The organism is Blastococcus deserti, from assembly GCF_042682525.1.
Lineage (GTDB): Bacteria > Actinomycetota > Actinomycetes > Mycobacteriales > Geodermatophilaceae > Blastococcus_B > Blastococcus_B deserti.
Genome location: NZ_JBHUHP010000010.1, coordinates 23,187 through 41,655, shown reverse-complemented (window position 1 = coordinate 41,655; position 18,469 = coordinate 23,187). Strand labels below are relative to the sequence as shown.

Genomic DNA, 18,469 nt, shown 5'->3' with positions numbered 1-18,469 from the left:
GGCCTCGCAGGCTCGGCCCGGACCCCTGCGACGAGGCCATTCAGAGGCCGGGGAGGTAGCGGCGGAGCTCGAACGGGGTGACGTTCTGCCGGTAGGAGTTGAACTCCTCCCACTTGTTGCGCAGGAAGAACTCGAAGACGTGCTCCCCCAGCGTCTCGGCCACCAGCTCGCTGCCCTGCATCGCGGTCAGCGCCTCGCCGAGGGAGACCGGCAGGTCCTCGTAGCCGGCCGCGCGCCGTTCGGTGTCGGTGAGCGACCAGACGTCGTCCTCCGCCTCGGGCGGCAGCTCGTAGCCCTTCTCGATCCCGCGCAGCCCGGCGGCCAGCAGGACGGCGAAGGTGAGGTACGGGTTGCAGGCGGAGTCCGGGGAGCGGACCTCGACGCGGGCCGACTGCGCCTTGCTCGGCTTGTACGAGGGCAGCCGCACCAGCGCCGAGCGGTTGGCCCGCCCCCACGTGGCCGCCGTCGGGGCCTCGGTCCCGGCCAGCAGGCGCCGGTAGGAGTTCACCGTCTGGTTGGTGACGGCGGTGTACTCGCGGGCGTGGATCAGCAGGCCGGCGATGAACTGCTTGCCGGTCGTCGACAGCCGCATCGGGTCCGCCGCGTCGTGGAAGGCGTTGCGGTCGCCCTCGAACAGCGAGACGTGGGTGTGCATGGCCGAGCCGGCCAGGTCGGTGAACGGCTTGGGCATGAACGTGGCGTGCACGCCCTGCGCGAGCGCGACCTCCCGCACCACGTGGCGCAGCGTCATGATGTTGTCGGCCATCGACAGGGCGTCGGCGTAGCGCAGGTCGATCTCCTGCTGGCCGGGCGCGACCTCGTGGTGGCTGAACTCCACCGAGATGCCCATGGCCTCCAGCGCGAAGACCGCCTCCCGGCGGAAGTCGTGCGCCACGTTGTGCGTCGACAGGTCGAAGTAGCCGCCGGTGTCGGCCGGCTCGGGCGGGCTGCCGTCGGTCGGCAGGTCCTTCAGCAGGAAGAACTCGATCTCGGGGTGGGTGTAGAAGGTGAAGCCCATGTCGGCGGCCTTGGCCAGCGTCCGGCGCAGCACGTGGCGCGGATCGGCCCAGGCGGGTGACCCGTCGGGCAGCGTGATGTCGCAGAACATCCGCGCCGTGTCGCTGGGCCGGCCCTCGCTCGCCGGCATCACCTGGAACGTGCCGGGGTCGGGCTTGGCGAGCATGTCGGACTCGTAGACGCGCGCGAAGCCCTCGATCGCCGAGCCGTCGAAGCCGATCCCCTCGGCGAAGGCCGCCTCGATCTCGGCCGGGGCCACCGCGACCGCCTTGAGGTAGCCCGACACGTCGGTGAACCACAGCCGGACGAACCGGATGTCGCGCTCTTCGAGGGTCCGCAGGACGAACTCCTGCTGTCGGTCCATGTTGGGCATGATCGCGTCCGCTCGTTTCCGGGGTGTGACGTCACCCCCAGCCTGCCCCCTCCGGGCGATCGGCACACGGGGGCGCGCTCCGCGTCGATCATCGTCCCGGTGCACGCCCGATCGACGTGTCCCCCCGTGTCCCGGGCCCGGAGACGATGATCGACGCGAGGGTCAGCCCACCAGCCGTTCCAGGGGCGTGTCGGGATCGGTGAGCGCGGCGACCGGCACCCGCCGGCGACTGCGGATGAGCTCCTGGAGGGGCGCGGTGACGTCCCAGACGTTCACGTTCATCGCGGCCGTGACGCGGCCGTCTGCCGTCCAGAACGCGATGAAGCCGCCGTCCTCGGGGTTGCCGCGGCAGACCACCGTGTCACCGGGGCCGCCCAGACCGGAGTACTCCATGCCCAGGTCGTACTGGTCGGTGTAGAAGTAGGGCACCCGGTCGTACACGACGTCGTGCCCGAGCATCGACCGTGCGGCGGCCGGCCCACCGTTGAGCGCGTTGGCCCAGTGCTCCACCCGCACGTGCCGGCCGTAGAGCGGATGGAACGACGCCGCCACGTCGCCGGCGGCGTACACGTCCGGCGCCGAGGCGCGCAGCGCGTGGTCGGTGACGACCCCGTTGTCCACCGCCAGCCCGGCCGTCGCCGCCAGCTCCGTGTTCGGGACGGCGCCGATGCCGACGACGACGAGGTCGGTGGGGAGGCCGGCGCGACCGTCGGTGACCACCGACGCCACCCGCCCGCCCGCTCCGCGGATCTCCCGCACGGTCGTGTCGGTGAACAGGTCCACGCCGTGCCGCCGGTGCAGCCGCGCGAAGACCCCGCCCATCTGCGGACCCAGCACGGCGTGCAGGGGCGTGGGCTGCGGCTCGACCACGGTCACCGCGTTGCCGTGGGAGCGGGCGGCCGCCGCGACCTCCAGGCCGATCCAGCCCGCGCCGACGATCACGATCCGCCGTCCCCCCTCGGCGAGGTCTGCCTTCAGCCGGTCGGCGTCGGCCAGCGTCCGCAGGTACCGGACGCCCTCGAGCTCGGCGCCCGGGACGGGCAGCCGCCGGGCCGAGGACCCGGTGGCCAGCAGGACCTTCGCGTAGGGCAGCTCCTCCCCGTCGTCGAGCGCGAGCCGGTGGCCGGCCACGTCCAGCCGGGTCACCCGCGTGCCGGTGCGCAGCTCCACCCCGTGGGCCGCGTACCAGTCCTGGGCGTGCACGTGGGCGCTGTCGCGTCCGGCCGTGCCCAGGAGGTACCCCTTCGACAAGGGCGGCCGCTCGTAGGGCAGCTCGGGCTCCGAGCCGACGAGGACCACCCGGCCGTCGAAGCCCTCGGCACGCAGGGTCTCCGCGGCCTTGGCGCCGGCCAGTCCGGCACCGACCAGCACGTACGTCTTCTCCTGCGCGGTCATGGGGATCAGCCCCTCCGACGATCGGCCGCCGTGCCCGACAGGGCGAAGAACTCCTGCCGGGTCCGCGCATCGTCCCGCATCAGCCCGTGCAGCGCGGAGGTGATCGTGCGCGATCCGGCGGCGCGGACACCGCGCAGGGACATGCAGAGGTGCTCGGCCTGGACCACCACCCCGACCCCCCGCGGGGCGAGGTTGTCCTGCAGCCAGTCCGCCACCTGCTGGGTGAGCCGCTCCTGCACCTGGAGATCCCGCGCGAAGAGGTCGAGCACGCGGGCCAGCTTCGACAGCCCGAGGATCCGGTCGCCGGGGAGGTAGCCGATGGCGGCCACACCGGAGAAGGGCAGCAGGTGGTGCTCGCACAGCGACCGGACCGGGATGTCCGTGGCGAGCACCAGCTCGTTGTAGCCCTCCTCGTTGGGAAAGGTCGTCAGGTCGAACTCGGGAGCGGCCAGCAGCTCGGCGTAGGTCGCGGCCACGCGGCGCGGCGTGTCGGCCAGGTGCGGATGGGACGGGTCGCGCCCCAGCGCCCGGAGGAGCTGGTCGACCGCCTGCTCGGTGGCCGGCAGGTCCACCGCGCGGCGGCTCGCGCGGAGGACACGGAGGGCCCGGGAACGTTCCGCGGTCGCGGGCAGCAGTTCGGGCCCGGTGACCGGCCGGGGCGCGGTCATGACCGGGTCCTGACATCGCGGCCCGGCGCGTAGCGCACGGCGAGCCGGGCGAGGGCGACGGCGGCGACCAGGAGGCCGAAGTCCCGCAGGGCCACGTCGTAGAAGCCGGGGATGGTGAGCAGGTCGACGATGATCCCGCCGAGCCAGGCCGCGACCAGCCAGCCGCCGAACCGCGGGGCGACCGCGACCACGACGCCGGCCAGCACCTCCACGACCCCGACCGCGTACATCGCCTGCTGCGCGGTGCCCGGGACGAGGTCGTCGATCCACGGCGCCAGGTAGGCCGGCCAGTCGGTGAGGAGGTTGGCGAACTTGTCCAGGCCGAAGGCGATGGGCGCGACGCTGAACAGGCTTCGGAGCAGCAGGAACGCCTGCCGGCCGGGGTCGGTGGCGAGCAGGGGGTGGGCACGGGTCAGGTGGACGGTCATGGAGGTCTCCTCTAAAACCAATGACGGTTATCAGTAGAGACCTGCGTTCCACGGCTGTCAACCGTTCGGCGAGCCGCTCCCCGGCGAGACGTCCCGGTCCATGCGCACGCAGCAGGCCCCCGGAGCCGGCCGCAGACGAGCGGTGAGCCCGCTGGACGCGACGCCGTCCAGGAGCCCCTCGAGCAACCGCAGGTTCATGCCGCACACGAGCTGGGTGTGCTCCCGCGCGAGGGCGTGGAACGGGCAGTTGGCGAGGGTGATGCCGCCCTCCTCGACGCGCGGCTCGTACCCGTGCGCCTCCAGCACGCGCAGCACGGCCTCCCGGCCCGCGGGCCCGCCGACGGGCGAGGCGAGTTCGCGGCCTCGCGCGTACGCGCGCCGGTCGAGGGCGACGGCCGGCCGCTCTCCCTGCCGCTCGGCGTCGGTCACGGCGGCGGCCAGGAGGTCACCGGCCAGGTCGTAGTGCCGCTCCGGGAACGAGACGGCCACCGAGCAGTCCGACCGCCGGTAGAGCTTCGCGGGCCGGCCGGCACCCGGGCCGCTCCTCCCGCTCCGGCGCTCGTAGTGCACGTCGAGCAGCCCGTCGTCCACCAGGCGGTCCAGGTGGAAGGCCACGGTCGCCCGCGGGACGCCGACGGCGGCGGCTACCTCGTCACGTCCGACCGGCGCCGGCTGCCGGACGACGTGGTCGTACAGCCGGCGCCGGGTCGGCTCGGCCAGCGCGGCGACGGCGGCGACGTGAGCGGCGCGGGTGTCCACGCGACGATTCTAGAAGCAATCGACGTTGGTCAAACAGGTTCGCCGCCGGCCGGGAACGCCGAATCCCCCCAGGTGGGCGGGGTCAGCGTCGCATCCAGGCGGCGCAGCTCGTCCCGGTGCAGCGCGCTGAGCCGGCCCAGCACCTCCTCCCCCGCCGCGGTCAGGAGGATCCGGACGGAGCGGGCGTCGTCGGGATTGGCGGCGCGGGTGACGAGATCCTGCCCCTGGGCGCGGTCGACCAGCTCCACGACGCTGTGGTGCCGCAGCTGCAACCGCTCGGCCAGCTCGCGGACCGTCGCCCACTCGCGATCGGGAAACCCCTTCAGGGCGAGCAGCAACTGGTACTGCTGCGGGGTGAGCCCGTGCCTGCGCACGGTCTCCTCGCTGAAGCGCAGGTAGCGGCGGATGCCGAACCGGAACCGCGCGAGGGCCTCGAACTCCCGCTTGGTCAGCGGCGCGCCGGGCGATGCGTCGTCCACCGGGGCCACGGGGCCATTCGACCACGGGAACGGGGCGCCGGGAGCTGCCTCCACCGGACGTATCGCGTTACGATGCAAATGCCGGTGCGCATCGCCCTGAGGAGGGCTCGTGCTCAGTGACGACGAACGTCGGAACGTGCAGGAGCTCGACTCCGCGCTAATGGCGGACCCTGCCTTCGCCCGCGCGGTGCTGCCCATCACCCGCCGGATCGACCGGCTCGCGGCCCCCCTCGTCGTCGGCGTCACGGCCGACGGCAGCTCTGCCGCGGCCGTCGAGTGGGCGGCCACGGCAGCGGCCGCCCAGCAGCGGCGGCTGCGGATCGTGCACTCGTTCCCCGCGCCGCTGGTGCTGGATCCGCTGGGTGTCGTCCCCGCGGCCGACAGCCTGCCGGTGCAGCTCGCCGCGGCCACCCGGCTCCTCGACGCCGAACTGGCACGGGCCCGGTCGATCGCACCGGGCGTCGACGCCTCCGCGTACGGCGTCCGGGGTTCGCCCCGGCGCGTGCTCCTGCGGGAGAGCAGGGACGCCCACCTGCTCGTCCTGGGGTCCCGGCGGCGACCCCGGCCGGGCGTGCCGCGCCTGGTACCGGGATCGGTCCGCCTGCGGGTGACGGCCTCCGCCGGCTGCCCCGTCGTGGTGATCCGCCCGTCGGGGGACGCCGTCCCGGAGCGCGCGCTCCCACGGGTCGTCCTCTCGCGGGTGATCGTGGGGATCGACGGCCTGCCGCACTCCGACGGCGCCGTCGGCTTCGCCTTCCGCACCGCGTTCGAGCGCGGCCTCCCCCTCACCGCGCTCCACGCCTGGGCCGCCGACTGCCCAGCCGACCTCGAGGCGGTGACCGCTCCCCTGGTCACCACCGAGGCCGCGGCGTACGCGCTCGTCGACGGCGCCGTGGCCGGCTGGCGCCAGGTGTACCCGGAGGTCCGGCTCTGCACCGCGGTCGTGCGGCGCGACCCGTGCTCCGCGCTGATCGGCGCCTCGGCCGGTGCCGCGCTCGTCGTCGTGGGCGCACGCGGACGGAGGGCGCGGCTCGGCCCCCTGGTGCGCTCGGTGAGCCGCGCCCTCCTCGAGGGGGCCGCGGGTCCCGTCGCCGTGGTGCGCCGCGGGACCCAGCCCTCCGCACCGGAGGTTCACCGGTGGGCAGCCAGGTAGTCGCGCAGCGCCACCGCGCTGTTGCGCTCCCCGTCGCGGGCGCCGAACAGCAGGACGACCGGACCCCTGCGGGCGGCGGCGACCAGGGGCTGCCAGGCCTCGGGCGAGGCGTCCAGCTCGGCGGCGTAGCGCCGTCGGAACTCCTCCCAGCGGTCGGGGTCGTGACCGAACCAGCGGCGCAGCTCCGTGCTCGGCGCGACGTCGCGCAACCAGTCCTCGATCCCGAGGTCCTCGCGGCGGACCCCGCGCGGCCACAGGCGCTCCACGAGGAAGCGCCGGCCCGGGGGCAGCGCATCCCGGTCGTAGACGCGAGCCACGTGGATGGCGCCCACTCGGGCCTCCGTCGGTTCTCCGGCAGCAGCGGGGACCGTGGCCGGTCCGCCGGCGCCCAGCGTGGACACGATGCCGGGCGGGTGGAAGAACCCTGGGCCGGCGAAGGCGGGATCTCCGGCCCGTCGCCGGGGCCGGGAGGTCCTACGCTGGGCACGTCGTCCCCGTGCCCGCACCGCATCCGACGGGACGACGGAGGCCGAGATGGACGCCATCCTGGTGACCCTGGCGATCGTGCTCGCGGGTCTGCTCCTCCTGGTCGGGACGAGCGTCCGCGTCGTCACGCAGTTCGAGCGGGGCGTGGTCCTGCGCTTCGGGCAGTTGCGCGGTGATCCGCGGCCCCCGGGGCTGACGCTGATCGCCCCGGTGGCGGACCGTCTGCACAAGGTCAACATGCAGGTCGTCACCATGCCGGTCCCGGCCCAGGAGGGGATCACCCGCGACAACGTGACCGTGAAGGTGGACGCGGTCGTCTACTACCGGGTGTTCGACCCCGTCCGCGTCGTGGTGGACGTGCAGAACTACCAGGCCGCGATCGGCCAGGTCGCGCAGGCGTCGCTGCGCTCGATCATCGGCAAGAGCGACCTCGACGACCTGTTGTCCAACCGCGAGCGGCTCAACCAGGGCCTGGAGCTGATGCTGGACAGCCCGGCCGTCGACTGGGGCGTCCACATCGACCGCGTGGACATCAAGGACGTCGCGCTGCCCGAGTCGATGAAGCGGTCGATGTCGCGCCAGGCGGAGGCGGAGCGGGAGCGCCGGTCGCGGGTCATCACCGCCGAGGGGGAACTGCAGGCCTCGGAGAAGTTGGCCCAGGCGGCGGAGGTGATGGCGGCGCACCCGGCCGCACTCCAGCTCCGGCTGCTGCAGACCGTCGTCGAGGTGGCCGCGGAGAAGAACTCGACGCTGGTCCTGCCGTTCCCCGTGGAGCTCCTCCGCTTCCTCGAGCGCGCCACGCCGCCGGAGACCGCGTCCGCACCCGCCGCCTCCGCTGCTCCCGGGATCCCGGGACCGCGGGACCGCACCGGCGGAGTCGCACCGGCGACGGCCGACGGCCGCTGACGCCTCGGCGGCCCTCTCGGTCCGGTGCCCCGCCTCGCCGGGCGCACCGGGCCGAGACGAGGATGGGGCCGTGAACGATCAGCGACCGGTGCAGCTGCGGGTGGGCCTGGCCCAGGTCGACACCCGCGTCGGCGACCTGGCGGGGAACGCCGAGCTGGTGACCACGTGGACGGCCAGGGCCGCCGACGACGGGGTGCATCTCGTGGTCTTCCCCGAGATGACGCTGACCGGCTATCCGCCCGAGGACCTGGTGCTGCGCGAGTCGTTCGCGCACGCCAGCGAGCAGGCCGTGGTCGACCTGGCCGGCACGCTCGCCGAGCAGGGGCTCGGGGACGTCGCCGTCGTCGTCGGGTACCTGGCCCACACGGAGGGCAGCGGCCCGGCACCGATCGACGAGCCCCCGACCGACGACGACCGGCCGGCCGACGCCAACCCCCGCCGCGGGGCCCCGCGCAACGCCGCCGCGCTGCTGTACCGGGGCGAGGTCGTGGTCCGCTACTACAAGCGGCACCTGCCCAACTACGGCGTCTTCGACGAGGCCCGCTACTTCGTGCCCGGCACCGAGATGCCGATCGTGCGGCTGCACGGCATCGACGTCGCCCTCACCGTGTGCGAGGACCTCTGGGTGGAGGGCGGGCCGTGCGGCGTCATCGGCGCGGCCGGTGCCGACCTCGTCGTCTCCCCCAACGCCTCGCCGTACGAGCGCGCCAAGGACGACCTGCGGCTGCCGCTGGTCCGCCGCCGCGCCCACGAGGCGCGAGCCACCGTCCTGTACTGCAACCAGGTGGGCGGGCAGGACGAGCTCGTCTTCGACGGCGACTCGCTGGCGGTCGCGCCGGACGGCGAGCTGCTCGCCCGTGCACCCCAGTTCGTCGAGCACCTGCTCACCGTCGACCTCACCATCGACCCCGCCTCGGTGCCCGAGCGCACCGAGGGGCGGGTCGGTCCCATGACCGTCACCCGCCACGTGCTCTCCGAGCAGCCGGTGCCGGCGTTCGCGGCGCGGCCGGGCGCGGTGGCCGAGCCGCTGACCGACTGCGAGGAGGTCTGGCGCGCCCTGGTCCTGGGGCTGCGCGACTTCATCGACAAGAACGGGATGCCGTCGGTGGTGCTGGGCCTGTCCGGCGGCATCGACTCGGCGCTGGTCGCCGCCATCGCGGTCGACGCCCTGGGCGCCGACCGCGTGCACGGCGTGGGGCTGCCGTCGAAGTGGTCCACGGAGCACTCGCTGTCCGACGCCGCGGACTCCGCGCAGCGACTGGGCCTGCACTACTCCGTCGTCCCGATCGCCCCGATGGTCGAGGCCTACGAGAAGTCGGTGGAGCTCTCCGGCGTCGCCGCGGAGAACCTGCAGGCCCGCGTGCGCGGCACCCTGCTCATGGCCCTGTCCAACCAGCACGGGCACCTGCTCCTGGCCACCAGCAACAAGAGCGAGGTGGCCGTCGGCTACTCGACGCTCTACGGGGACGCCGCGGGCGGCTTCGCGCCCATCAAGGACGTGCCGAAGACGCTGGTGTGGGAGCTGGCGCGGTGGCGCAACGCGGAGGCGCGCCGCCGCGGCGAGACCGAACCGATCCCGCAGAACTCGATCGACAAGCCCCCGTCGGCCGAACTCGCGCCCGGTCAGGTCGACACCGACTCGCTGCCCTCGTACGAGGAGCTCGACGCGGTCATCGCCGACTACGTCGACCGCGACCTCGGCATGGCGCAGCTGCTCGAGCGCGGCCACGATCCCGACGTGGTGGCGCGGGTGCTCCGCCTGGTGGACGCCGCCGAGTTCAAGCGGAGGCAGTCCGCCCCCGGAACGAAGATCAGCCTCAAGGCGTTCGGACGTGATCGGCGGCTGCCCATCACCAACCGGTGGCGGGAGAGCCTGCCCACGGTCCGCGAAGGAGCGGGGAAATGAGCGAGTCGGTCCTCTACGGCGGCACCTCGTCCGCCCGGGTGCGCATCCACCACCTCCAGCAGGCCAAGGAGCGCGGCGAGAAGTGGGCGATGCTGACCGCCTACGACACCTACAGCGCGCAGATCTTCGAGGAGGCCGGCATCCCGGTGATGCTGGTCGGGGACTCCGGCGGCAACGTCGTGATGGGACTGAACAGCACCGTCCCCGTGACGCTCGAGGACATCCTGTTCATGACCCGGGCGGTCACCCGGTCGACGAAGCGGGCGCTGATCGTCGCCGACCTGCCGTTCGGCAGCTACGAGGCCGGGCCGCAGCAGGCCTTCGCCAGCGCCGTGCGGCTGATGAAGGACGGCGGTGCGCAGGCGGTCAAGCTCGAGGGCGGCGTCCGTGTCGCGCCGCAGATCAGGCTCCTGCACGACTCCGGCATCCCGGTCATGGCGCACATCGGCTTCACGCCGCAGAGCGAGCACGCCCTCGGCGGCTTCCGGGTGCAGGGCCGCGGTGCGGGGGCCGAGCAGCTGCTCGCCGACGCGCACGCCGTCCAGGAGGCCGGTGCGTTCGCCGTCGTGCTGGAGATGGTGCCGGCGGAGATCGCCGGCCAGGTGACCAAGGAGCTGTCGATCCCGACGATCGGCATCGGGGCGGGCGCCGACTGCGATGCCCAGGTGCTGGTGTGGCCGGACATGGCCGGGCTCAACGGCGGCCGGGTGCCGAAGTTCGTGAAGAAGTACGCCGACCTGCGCGGCGAGTTGCTGCGGGCGGCTCGGGAGTACGCCGACGAGGTCCGGGGCGGCGTCTTCCCCGGTCCCGAGCACTCCTTCGAGTAGGGGTCACCGGCCTCCCGGGACACCGCCGGCCCCGCGGGCCGCCACGACCAGGGACCTGCCGCGGACCGGCCGGGGGCGGCACCCTTGCCCCATGAGAGTCCTCTTCGTGGCCTCGCCCATGGTGGGGCACGTGCTGCCACTGGTCCCGCTGGCCGAGGCCTTCCGGGACGCCGGCCACGACGTCGTCGTCGCCACCGCGGCCGAGGGCGCGGACGCCGCACGGAAGGCGGGCGTGCCGGTCCACGACGTCGCCCCCGGGGTGCGGCCGGCGCGGGTCTTCGCCGGCCCCCTGCTGCGGCATCCCGTCCCGATCCTGCGGATGGTCGCCGGGGACACCGGCACGGAGGGCGTCGGTCTCATGTTCGCCGCGATGACCGCCCGGTTGGCCGGCGGCACGATGGCACTGGCCGACGAGTGGCGGCCGGACCTGGTGCTGCACGAGGGCCTCGCCCCGGTGGGGGCTCTGGCGGCCGCACGCCGGGCGGTGCCGTCGGTGCTGGTCGACGCCCTCATCTACGACGGGTGGAGGCTGTACACCGCGGTCACCTCGCACCTCGACCGGCTCGCCCGCCGTCTCGGGGTCGACCCGCTGCCCGACCCGGCCGACACGGTGGTCGCCGTGCCGCCGAGCCTCGCCGGAGAGCGCCGGGGACGGCCGATGCGCTACGTGCCCGCGACCGGGCACGGCGACGTGCCCGAGCACCTCGCCCGGCCCCGATCCCGCCCGGTGGTCCTGGTCAGCCGGTCGACCGTGGCCGACCCGCGTCCCGACCGGATGATGTCCCGGGTCGTGCAGGCGGCCGGGAACGCCGACGTCGACGTCGTCCTGGTCCGGCCCGACCGCGCGGCGGTCCGGCGTCCGCTGCCGCCGAACGTCACGACCACCGACTGGCTGCCCTTCGCCGCCGTCATGCCGCATGTCGCGGGCGTCGTCCACCACGGCGGCTCCGGCACGGTGATGACCGCGCTCGCCGCGGGCGTGCCGCAGGTCGTCGTCCCCGGCGCCGGTGACCGGACCCTGCACGCCCGCCTGGTGGCCGCCCGGGGCGCCGGCCTGGCGGTTCCGGACAAGGAGATCACCGCCGCGACCCTGGAGCGGCTGGTCAGCGACCCGTCCCTCGCCGAGGCCGCGCGGGAGGTGGCCGCCGAGATCGCCGCGATGCCGGCGCCGGCGGAACTGGTCGAGCCGCTGGCCGCCCTGGCCGGTCGTGACCGCGCCGCCGGGTGAGCGCTCGCGGCCGGCACGAGCACCGGCGACTGCACGGTCGCGCTCAGGCGGCCGTGCGCGCCCTGGTCCTGGCGCGCTGGTGTCGACCGATCAGCAGCCCGTAGCCGACGACGTTGACCGAGAGAGCGAGGAGGTAGATCGCGACCTGGGTCGCCGTCGCCTCGATCGGGATGCCCATCGGCTCGGTGATGTAGTGCCCGATGAACCCGCCGCGATAGCGCGGCTCCCCCGCCGCCTCCCGCAGCTCGAGCTCCCAGGTCGTCAGCGGGCAGGGGGAGTTCGTGAGGTACAGCGCGAGGACCGCCAGGGTCACCGGCAGGTGGGCCCACAGCACGCGGGGCCACCGCAGCGCCAGCAGCGAGCCGGTGAGCACGAGGACGACCACGGCCCCGTGCAGGACCGCGACCAGGGCGGCGAGCACCACGGGCCCAGTCTCCCAGCGGACCGGCACGGGGACCAGGATCCTGCGTCGCCGGCGCGGATCGCGCCGGCCCCGTCCGAGGCTCCGTACCGTGCCGTCCGTGCGCTGGTGGCGGAACTGGGCGTTCGACGATCCCCCGATGCCCGTCATCCTGCCGGACGCGCTGGCTGACGAGGTCCGTCCCCTGCTGGCCGAGGGCCGGCGGACCGAGGCGGTGCGGCTGGTGCGTCAGCGCACCAGCCTGGGCATCCTGCCCGCGGTCCTGGCCGTCGACGCCCTCGGCAGTGGCAGCGCCGGCCCGGACGCCCCGGGTCCGGAGGTCAGCGGCTGAGCTGGGAGACCAGCACCTCCGGTGCCTCCACCAGCGACGGCCCGTACCAGGTGAGGTGCCGGCCGCTGACGAACACCGCCCGCGCCTGCGGCCAGGCCTCCGGCCCGTCCTCCGGGGTGAAGGCGTAGGGCTCGTCGGGGAACACCACCAGCTCCGCGTCGACGCGGGCCGGCTCGTCCTTCGCCAGCCGCGGGTACCGGTCCGCGGCCTGCGCGAACACGTTGTGGACGCCGAGCCGGCCCAGAAGGTCGCCGGCGAAGGTGTTCCGCCCCAGCACCATCCACGGGCGCCGCCAGATCGGGACGACGGCACGCACGTCGGGCACGGTCGGCGGCTCCGCCCAGACCTCGCGGGCTCTGGCCAGCCACCCCGGCCGGGGGCGGTCGAGGACCGAGCAGAGCCGCTCCAGCGAGTCCAGCGCCTGGTCGACCGTGGCCGGCGCGGTCACCCAGACCGGGATGCCGGCGACCCGCAGTGCCTCGACGTCCTCCGCCCGGTTCTCCTCGGCGTTGGCCACGACGAGGTCGGGCCGCAGGCCCAGCACCCGCGCGAGGTCCGGCCACTTCGTGCCGCCCACCCGGGGCACGTCCAGGCCCGCCGGATGGGTGCACCAGTCGGTGGCGCCGGCCAGCAGCCCGGCGTCGGTGGCGGCGATCGCCTCGGTCAGCGACGGCACCAGGGAGACGACCCGCCGGGGCGGAGGACCGGTGTACGCCGTCCCCCGGTCGTCGGTCCACACAGGGGTCACGGCCCCCTGCAGAGCCCCGCCGCTGGCCCCGTCCAGAGGCTCGTCCCGAGCCTGCGAGGGATGAGGAGGACGGGGTCCTTGCTCAGACGTCGGTGACCCGGATGCCGGCGTGGACCTTGTACCGGCGGTTCACCGACACCAGGTTGATCGTCAGCGCCTCCACCTGGCGGGCGTTGCGCAGGCGCCCGGCGTAGATGCCGCGCATGCCCGGCAGCCGGCCGGCCAGCGCCTGCACCGTGTCCATCGAGGCCCGGTCGTCGCCCACCACCATGACGTCGCCGTCGAGGGTCGGCCGGGACAGGTCCTCGAGCAGGACGGCGGAGAGGTGGTGGAACGCGCCGACGACGTGGCTGTCGGGCAGGAGGGCCGCCGCCTGCTGGGCGGCGCTCCCCTCCTCGACGTCGAGGACGTAGGCGCCCAGTTCGTCGAAGCCCATCGGGACCACGCAGTCGACGACGATCTTGCCGGCCAGCGGGGTGGCCAGCTCGGCCAGCGTGGCGGCGTGCCCGGCGAACGGGACCGCGACGATCACGACGTCCGCGGCACCCGCGACGTCGACGTTCGAACCGCCCTGGACCGAGACCTCGCTGCCGCCGGCCGCAGCGGCGGCCCGGCCCGCGACGTCGGCAGCCACCTCGGAGGCGCGTTCGGCGTCCCGGCTGCCCAGCAGGACGCGCTGCCCGACGGCGGCCAGCCGGACGGCGAGACCGCGTCCCTGCGGGCCGGTGCCGCCCAGCACACCGACGACCAGATCCTCCACAGCGCGCCCGTCCGTCACGCGACCTCCTCGCTCGGCCCCGGACAGCCCGGTGCTCCGCGCCGAATCATCCCCGAACCGGCCCGGTGCTCCTCAGTTGGCCAGGCCGGACCTCAGTCGCCCTGCCATCTCCGGTCCTCCTCGTCGAGCCGGGCGTTGCGCTCGGCGACGGACTGGAGGGCGTGCTCGGCCTCTTCGCGCGTCTCGTACGGCCCCAGCCGGTGCCGTTCGGCGCAGCCGTCCCGGGGCTCCACGGTGTGGTGCTTGAGACAGAAGAACCAGGGTCCTCCGGCCATGTGCGCCTCCTCGGGTGGCACGGGCGGTGCTCCCGCCGGCGTCCACCCTCCCACCGGCCGGGAGCGGCTGCTCAGGCGTCGACCATCACCTGGTCGTGGCGGGCGTAGAAGGCCGTCATCTCCTCGGCGCTGAGGGTGCGGCCACTGCGCCGCAGCTCGGCCATCTCGAGGAAGAAGTTCTCCCGGGCGATGCCGGGCGCGAACAGGATGAGGAACGAGGCCCACTCGTCGCCGTCGTTGCGGAAGCCGTGGGCACCGCGCTCGTGCACGAGCGCGTAGTCGCCGGGCCCGAAGGGGTTCCACGACCCTGCGTGGTAGACGGTCAGCCGACCCGACAGCACGTAGAAGGACTCCGAGAACGTCTGGTGGTAGTGCGGCATGGCGCCCGGGCTGTGCGGCGCGACGTGGTACTCGACCAGCCCGTAGCGGCCGGCCGTCACCGACCCGGGCGCCACCATGCGCAGCTTGCTGGTCTCGCCGTTGGAGACCAGGGGGTGGTCGGCGAGCGTTCGGACGTCGACGAGCGCGGGATCGACATGGGACATGCGCCTCACCCTGGCAGTCCGGCGCCCTCCTGGGCACCCGGTGCGACGGCGATGTACCGCCGCGACACAGAAATGCGGCGGCGTGGCCGTTACAGAACGGCTCCGGTACGGCATCCTTCTGTCATGACCGGCCGGTGGCAGCCCGATCTGGACGGTGGTGCCCTCGTTCCGGGCGCCACGGCGATCAGCCGGGGACCGGAGCACCGGATAGCGGCCTACACCCTGGCGGTGATGCTCGTCCTGGGCGCCGTCATGGGCTCGGTCAACCTGCTCGTCGACGGAGTGCTCCGGGCCGGCGGCCCGCGCTGGGTCTACGCCGCCACGATGGCGATGCTACTGGCGATGGCGGTGCCCCTCGCCGTGCGGCGGCGGGCCGGCCGCTGGCACATGTTCGGGCTGGTGCTCCTCGGCGACCTGATCTACGTCGTCGTCGCGCTCTGCATCCAGGACCCGGTCCGCTACGCCAGTCCGCTCATGCTGCTGTTCCCGGCGTTCGTCGCGGCCTGGTTCCTCGGCCCCTGGGAGCTGGGCACCAACATGGTGGCGACGACGGCCGCCTGCCTGGTCGCGCTGTGGCCCAGCTACGACAACGCCGCCGGGCTGCTCGTGCAGGTGGGCGTCAGCGCCGGGGTGCTGAACGGCGGGGCCCTGGGTGTCTTCGTCCTGCGCCGGCGGGTGCAGCGGCTCCTGGTCGCCACGCAGGACCTGACCCGGCTGGATCCCCTCACCGGGCTGTTCAACCGCCGGTTCCTCGTCGAGCAGGCACCGCGACTGTGGCGCCAGGCGCGTCGCGACGGCACCCGCGTGACCGCGCTGGTCCTCGACCTCGACCACTTCAAACGGCTCAACGACGCCTACGGGCACGCCGCCGGGGACGCCGTCCTGCGGACGGTCGCCGGCTCGCTCTCGGACGCCGTCCGCCCCAGCGACATCCTGGCCCGGACCGGCGGCGAGGAACTGGTCGTCCTGGGGCTGGTCGGCGACCAGGACGAGGCCGAGCACCTCGCCGAGCGGCTCCGGTCGGCCGTGGCGTCCGGGCGCAGCGCGGACGGTCACGCGGTGACCGCGTCGGTCGGGGTCGCCGTGGCGCGGCCGGCCGACGGCGAGCACCCGGCCGACGCGCTGTGGCGGCTGATCGACCGCGCAGACGCCGCCATGTACGAGGCCAAGCAGCGTGGCCGGGACCGCGTCGTCGCCGTGTCGGTACCGCGTGCACGGCCACCCGTACCCGAGGAGCTGGCTCCCCTGATGTCCGGGGAGGTCGCCGTCGGAGCCGGCTCCCCCACCAGCGACGTCGCCTGAAAGACGTCGCCTGAAAGACGTCGCCTGAAAGAGGACCCCCGCACGCCCGGCCTTCCTGCAGGGGCCCGGCGCGAGCCTGCGAGTGCCGGGGGGCAGGAAGGTCCTCTTTCTGCTTCGCTGGACCCATGACGCTGGTGGCGCCGGACCCCACCCGCGCGGTTCCGTTGCCGCTGCGCGAGCAGGCCGACGTGCGCGACCGCTGGCTCACCCAACGCCTGCTCGACGTCCTGCCCGGCCTGATGGACCGCGCCGGCGTCGACCTGTGGCTCGTCATCGGCCGCGAGTACAACGAGGACCCGGTGCTCGCGACGCTGCTCCCGGCGACCTGGCTGTCCGCCCGCCGCCGCACGATCCTCGTGCTGCACCGCAGCGACGACGGCGTCACCGCGGCCGCGGTGTCCCGCTATCCGGTGGGCCAGTTCCTGGCCGCGTGGTCCCCGGACGACGCTCCGGGCGTGCCCGCCGAGCGGTCCCAGTGGGCCGCGGTCCGGCGGATCGTGGAGCAGGCCGACCCCGCGCGCATCGGCATCGACGTCTCCGGGACCTTCGGGCTGGCCGACGGGCTGTCGCACACCGACCACCGGCTGGTGACCGAGGCCCTCGGCGCCTACGCCCATCGCCTGGTCTCCGCGGAGGACCTGGTCGTCGGCTGGCTCGAGACACGGCTGCCGGAGGAGATCCGGGCACTGCACGCCCTGAACCGACTCGTGCACGCGGTCATCGACGAGGCGTACTCGCCCGCCGTCCTCGTCGCCGGGACGACGACGGCGCTCGACCTCGCGTGGTGGATCCGCCAGCGCCTCCACGACCTGGGCGTCGAGCCGTGGTTTCAGCCCACCGTCTCGCTGCAGCGCGCGGGGGTGCCGCTGGCCGAGGAGCGCGGCACCCTGCTGCCCGCCGTCCCGTACGACTCCGTGATCGAGCCCGGCGACCTCGTGCACTGCGACGTCGGCCTGTCCAGCCTGGGGCTGCGGACCGACACCCAGCGCAACGGCTACGTGCTGCGGCCCGGTGAGACCGGCGCCCCGGCCGGGCTGCGGGAGGCGCTGCGCGTGGGCAACCGGATGCAGGACCTGACCACGGCAGCGCTCATCCCCGGGCGGACCGGCAACGAGGTGCTCGCGCGGGCCCGTGCGGCGGCCGCCGCCGAGGGGATCGAGGCCGACGTCTACTCGCACCCGGTCGGCTTCCACGGCCACGGGGCGGGTCCGGCGATCGGGTTGTGGGACGAGCAGGGCGGCGTCCCCGGCGCGGGCGACTATCCGGTCCACCCCGACACCGTGTACGCGCTCGAGCTCGCGGTGCGCAGGCCGGTGCCCGAGTGGGGCGGGCAGTGCGTGCGGATGGCACTCGAGCAGGGCATCGCCCTCACCGACGACGGCGTGGAATACCTCGACGGCCGGCAGACCGAGCTCATCCTCGTCCCGGCAGGCTGACGGGTCACCGGTTGGCCAGGAACCGCCTGGCCTTCAGGAGGAGCTCCCCCGGCCGCACCACCGCCCCGGCGGCCCGGGTGAGGGGGCTGGTGGTCAGCAGCTGGTCGGCGAACGCGCCGCGCACGGCGCCGGGACCCGGCGTCGGCGAGTCGAGGATGTCGGTGCCGTCGTCGGGACGGTCGGTGGTCTGCAGCTGCCGCCCGGCCAGCGACAGGAAGGCGTCGGTCAGGGCGGGGCTGAACCGCTGACCGGCGAGGAAACCCAGCGCGGCGTCGCCCACGGGGATCTCGCGGCGTGGGTGCTCGGAGGCACGCACGATCGCCTCGGCCACCAGCTCGGGCGCGTAGACCGGCGGCGGCGGCTTGGGCATCGCCCCGAGCTTCGTGCGGGCGTGCTCGAAGAACGGCGTGCCGATGCCCGCCGGGAGGATCGTGCTCACCGACACCGGCGAGCCCGCGTCGGCCAGCTCCATGCGCAGCGCGTCGTAGAAGGCCCGCAGGGCGAACTTGCTGGCCGAGTAGGGGGCGTGGAACGGCATCGAGCGGTAGCCCTCGACCGAACCGATGCCGATGAGCACACCGGCTCCCGCCCGCTGCAGGGCCGGGACGGCGACCTGCGCCGCCGCCACGTGCCCGATGAAGTTGACCTCCAGGACGCGGCGCCACTCGTCGAGCGAGATGTCCTGCACCGCGCCCCAGATGCCGACCCCGGGCACGGTCACCCACGTGTCGATGCGGCCGAAGCGCTCCTCCGCGGTCCGGGCCAGCGCGGTGACCGCCGCCTCGTCGGTGATGTCGGTCGGCACGGCCAGCGCCTCGGCACCGGCTGCCTCCAGGTCGACGACGAGGGTGTCCAGCGCCTCGACGCCACGTGAGGCCACGGCGATCCGGCGGACGCCGCGACCGGCGAACTCCAGGGCGGTCGCCCGGCCGATGCCGCTGGAGGCACCGAGGACGACGACGGCCTGCTCGGACAGTGGTCGTGGCTGCGTCATGCCCTCGGCCCTAC

At 74.2% G+C, this 18,469-nt stretch carries 21 protein-coding genes; 8 read left to right on the top strand and 13 right to left on the bottom strand.

Annotation, left to right across the window (positions count from 1 at the left end):
* Positions 1-40: 40 nt before the first annotated feature.
* From glnA to ACFSHS_RS11025, 6 genes are all read right to left on the bottom strand, one after another.
* Positions 41-1,381 carry a type I glutamate--ammonia ligase gene (gene glnA, locus ACFSHS_RS11050; RefSeq protein WP_376875346.1) on the bottom strand — a complete coding sequence of 447 codons (1,341 nt, stop codon included), beginning with the start codon at positions 1,379-1,381 and terminating at the stop codon, positions 41-43.
* Positions 1,382-1,552: 171 nt separating this feature from the next.
* Positions 1,553-2,785, bottom strand: a complete 1,233-nt coding sequence (locus ACFSHS_RS11045; RefSeq protein ID WP_376875343.1) for an NAD(P)/FAD-dependent oxidoreductase — start codon at positions 2,783-2,785, stop codon at positions 1,553-1,555.
* A 5-nt stretch (positions 2,786-2,790) separates the two neighbouring features.
* Positions 2,791-3,453 (bottom strand): GTP cyclohydrolase I FolE, encoded by a 663-nt coding sequence (gene folE, locus ACFSHS_RS11040; protein ID WP_376875340.1) that lies wholly within the window; start codon positions 3,451-3,453, stop codon positions 2,791-2,793.
* Positions 3,450-3,881 (bottom strand): hypothetical protein, encoded by a 432-nt coding sequence (locus tag ACFSHS_RS11035; RefSeq protein ID WP_376875337.1) that lies wholly within the window; start codon positions 3,879-3,881, stop codon positions 3,450-3,452. The genes folE and ACFSHS_RS11035 overlap by 4 nt, the downstream gene beginning before the upstream one ends.
* Positions 3,882-3,938: 57 nt before the next feature.
* On the bottom strand, positions 3,939-4,640 hold the full coding sequence (locus tag ACFSHS_RS11030; RefSeq protein WP_376875334.1) for a helix-turn-helix transcriptional regulator: 702 nt from the start codon (positions 4,638-4,640) through the stop codon (positions 3,939-3,941).
* Positions 4,641-4,669: 29 nt separating this feature from the next.
* Positions 4,670-5,128 carry a MarR family winged helix-turn-helix transcriptional regulator gene (locus ACFSHS_RS11025; protein ID WP_376875331.1) on the bottom strand — a complete coding sequence of 153 codons (459 nt, stop codon included), beginning with the start codon at positions 5,126-5,128 and terminating at the stop codon, positions 4,670-4,672.
* Positions 5,129-5,279: 151 nt separating this feature from the next.
* On the opposite strand from ACFSHS_RS11025, the gene ACFSHS_RS11020 reads away from it, so the two are divergent.
* A complete protein-coding gene (locus tag ACFSHS_RS11020; protein ID WP_376875328.1) occupies positions 5,280-6,272 on the top strand; it encodes a universal stress protein in 993 nt (330 codons plus the stop codon).
* On the opposite strand, the gene ACFSHS_RS11015 is transcribed toward ACFSHS_RS11020, so the two are convergent.
* Positions 6,251-6,604 carry a DUF488 domain-containing protein gene (locus ACFSHS_RS11015; RefSeq protein WP_376875325.1) on the bottom strand — a complete coding sequence of 118 codons (354 nt, stop codon included), beginning with the start codon at positions 6,602-6,604 and terminating at the stop codon, positions 6,251-6,253. The genes ACFSHS_RS11020 and ACFSHS_RS11015 overlap by 22 nt on opposite strands.
* A gap of 202 nt (positions 6,605-6,806) precedes the next feature.
* Here ACFSHS_RS11015 and ACFSHS_RS11010 point away from each other — a divergent pair, with 202 nt between their 5' ends.
* From ACFSHS_RS11010 to ACFSHS_RS10995, 4 genes are all read left to right on the top strand, one after another.
* On the top strand, positions 6,807-7,664 hold the full coding sequence (locus ACFSHS_RS11010) for a slipin family protein (protein WP_376875322.1): 858 nt from the start codon (positions 6,807-6,809) through the stop codon (positions 7,662-7,664).
* Positions 7,665-7,734: 70 nt separating this feature from the next.
* Positions 7,735-9,570: an NAD+ synthase gene (locus tag ACFSHS_RS11005; protein WP_376875319.1), complete on the top strand. Its 1,836-nt coding sequence runs from the start codon at positions 7,735-7,737 to the stop codon at positions 9,568-9,570.
* On the top strand, positions 9,567-10,397 hold the full coding sequence (gene panB, locus ACFSHS_RS11000) for a 3-methyl-2-oxobutanoate hydroxymethyltransferase (protein ID WP_376875316.1): 831 nt from the start codon (positions 9,567-9,569) through the stop codon (positions 10,395-10,397). Before ACFSHS_RS11005 ends, panB begins: the two co-directional genes overlap by 4 nt.
* Before the next feature lie 91 nt (positions 10,398-10,488).
* Entirely contained in the window at positions 10,489-11,625 is a 1,137-nt protein-coding gene (locus ACFSHS_RS10995) for a glycosyltransferase (RefSeq protein ID WP_376875313.1), read from the top strand.
* Positions 11,626-11,668: 43 nt separating this feature from the next.
* Here the strand turns inward: ACFSHS_RS10995 and ACFSHS_RS10990 are convergent, their stop codons facing one another.
* Positions 11,669-12,049 (bottom strand): DUF2784 domain-containing protein, encoded by a 381-nt coding sequence (locus ACFSHS_RS10990; RefSeq protein ID WP_376875310.1) that lies wholly within the window; start codon positions 12,047-12,049, stop codon positions 11,669-11,671.
* Between the two features lie 97 nt (positions 12,050-12,146).
* On the opposite strand from ACFSHS_RS10990, the gene ACFSHS_RS10985 reads away from it, so the two are divergent.
* Positions 12,147-12,377, top strand: a complete 231-nt coding sequence (locus ACFSHS_RS10985) for a hypothetical protein (RefSeq protein WP_376875307.1) — start codon at positions 12,147-12,149, stop codon at positions 12,375-12,377.
* Here the strand turns inward: ACFSHS_RS10985 and ACFSHS_RS10980 are convergent.
* The 4 genes from ACFSHS_RS10980 to ACFSHS_RS10965 form a co-directional block, all read right to left on the bottom strand.
* Complete coding sequence (locus tag ACFSHS_RS10980; RefSeq protein ID WP_376875304.1) at positions 12,367-13,125, bottom strand: helical backbone metal receptor; 759 nt, start codon at positions 13,123-13,125, stop codon at positions 12,367-12,369. The two genes, ACFSHS_RS10985 and ACFSHS_RS10980, sit on opposite strands and share 11 nt — an antisense overlap.
* 82 nt (positions 13,126-13,207) lie before the next feature.
* Positions 13,208-13,903 (bottom strand): NADPH-dependent F420 reductase, encoded by a 696-nt coding sequence (gene npdG, locus ACFSHS_RS10975; RefSeq protein ID WP_376875301.1) that lies wholly within the window; start codon positions 13,901-13,903, stop codon positions 13,208-13,210.
* A 92-nt stretch (positions 13,904-13,995) separates the two neighbouring features.
* The gene (locus ACFSHS_RS10970) at positions 13,996-14,178 is read right to left on the bottom strand and encodes a hypothetical protein (protein ID WP_376875298.1); all 183 of its coding nucleotides are present in this window, start codon (positions 14,176-14,178) and stop codon (positions 13,996-13,998) included.
* Between the two features lie 71 nt (positions 14,179-14,249).
* Positions 14,250-14,723 (bottom strand): cupin domain-containing protein, encoded by a 474-nt coding sequence (locus tag ACFSHS_RS10965; RefSeq protein WP_376875295.1) that lies wholly within the window; start codon positions 14,721-14,723, stop codon positions 14,250-14,252.
* Positions 14,724-14,846: 123 nt separating this feature from the next.
* Here ACFSHS_RS10965 and ACFSHS_RS10960 point away from each other — a divergent pair, with 123 nt between their 5' ends.
* Together ACFSHS_RS10960 and ACFSHS_RS10955 are read left to right on the top strand one after the other, a co-directional pair.
* Complete coding sequence (locus ACFSHS_RS10960; RefSeq protein WP_376875292.1) at positions 14,847-16,025, top strand: GGDEF domain-containing protein; 1,179 nt, start codon at positions 14,847-14,849, stop codon at positions 16,023-16,025.
* A 125-nt stretch (positions 16,026-16,150) separates the two neighbouring features.
* Positions 16,151-17,461: a M24 family metallopeptidase gene (locus ACFSHS_RS10955; RefSeq protein ID WP_376875289.1), complete on the top strand. Its 1,311-nt coding sequence runs from the start codon at positions 16,151-16,153 to the stop codon at positions 17,459-17,461.
* A 4-nt stretch (positions 17,462-17,465) separates the two neighbouring features.
* Here the strand turns inward: ACFSHS_RS10955 and ACFSHS_RS10950 are convergent, their stop codons facing one another.
* The gene (locus ACFSHS_RS10950) at positions 17,466-18,455 is read right to left on the bottom strand and encodes an SDR family oxidoreductase (RefSeq protein WP_376875286.1); all 990 of its coding nucleotides are present in this window, start codon (positions 18,453-18,455) and stop codon (positions 17,466-17,468) included.
* Between the last annotated feature and the right edge of the window lie 14 nt (positions 18,456-18,469).

Bases quoted from the DNA above. Each gene is read 5' to 3' on its own strand.
- ACFSHS_RS11045 (WP_376875343.1), bottom strand. From the start codon at position 2,785: ATGACCGCGCAGGAGAAGACGTACGTGCTGGTCGGTGCCGGACTGGCC.
- ACFSHS_RS10995 (WP_376875313.1), top strand. From the start codon at position 10,489: ATGAGAGTCCTCTTCGTGGCCTCGCCCATGGTGGGGCACGTGCTGCCA.
- folE (WP_376875340.1), bottom strand. From the start codon at position 3,453: ATGACCGCGCCCCGGCCGGTCACCGGGCCCGAACTGCTGCCCGCGACC.
- ACFSHS_RS10965 (WP_376875295.1), bottom strand. From the start codon at position 14,723: ATGTCCCATGTCGATCCCGCGCTCGTCGACGTCCGAACGCTCGCCGAC.
- ACFSHS_RS10960 (WP_376875292.1), top strand. From the start codon at position 14,847: ATGACCGGCCGGTGGCAGCCCGATCTGGACGGTGGTGCCCTCGTTCCG.
- ACFSHS_RS10950 (WP_376875286.1), bottom strand. From the start codon at position 18,455: ATGACGCAGCCACGACCACTGTCCGAGCAGGCCGTCGTCGTCCTCGGT.
- ACFSHS_RS10970 (WP_376875298.1), bottom strand. From the start codon at position 14,178: ATGGCCGGAGGACCCTGGTTCTTCTGTCTCAAGCACCACACCGTGGAG.
- ACFSHS_RS10955 (WP_376875289.1), top strand. From the start codon at position 16,151: ATGACGCTGGTGGCGCCGGACCCCACCCGCGCGGTTCCGTTGCCGCTG.
- ACFSHS_RS11020 (WP_376875328.1), top strand. From the start codon at position 5,280: ATGGCGGACCCTGCCTTCGCCCGCGCGGTGCTGCCCATCACCCGCCGG.
- glnA (WP_376875346.1), bottom strand. From the start codon at position 1,381: ATGGACCGACAGCAGGAGTTCGTCCTGCGGACCCTCGAAGAGCGCGAC.
- ACFSHS_RS11010 (WP_376875322.1), top strand. From the start codon at position 6,807: ATGGACGCCATCCTGGTGACCCTGGCGATCGTGCTCGCGGGTCTGCTC.
- ACFSHS_RS11035 (WP_376875337.1), bottom strand. From the start codon at position 3,881: ATGACCGTCCACCTGACCCGTGCCCACCCCCTGCTCGCCACCGACCCC.
- panB (WP_376875316.1), top strand. From the start codon at position 9,567: ATGAGCGAGTCGGTCCTCTACGGCGGCACCTCGTCCGCCCGGGTGCGC.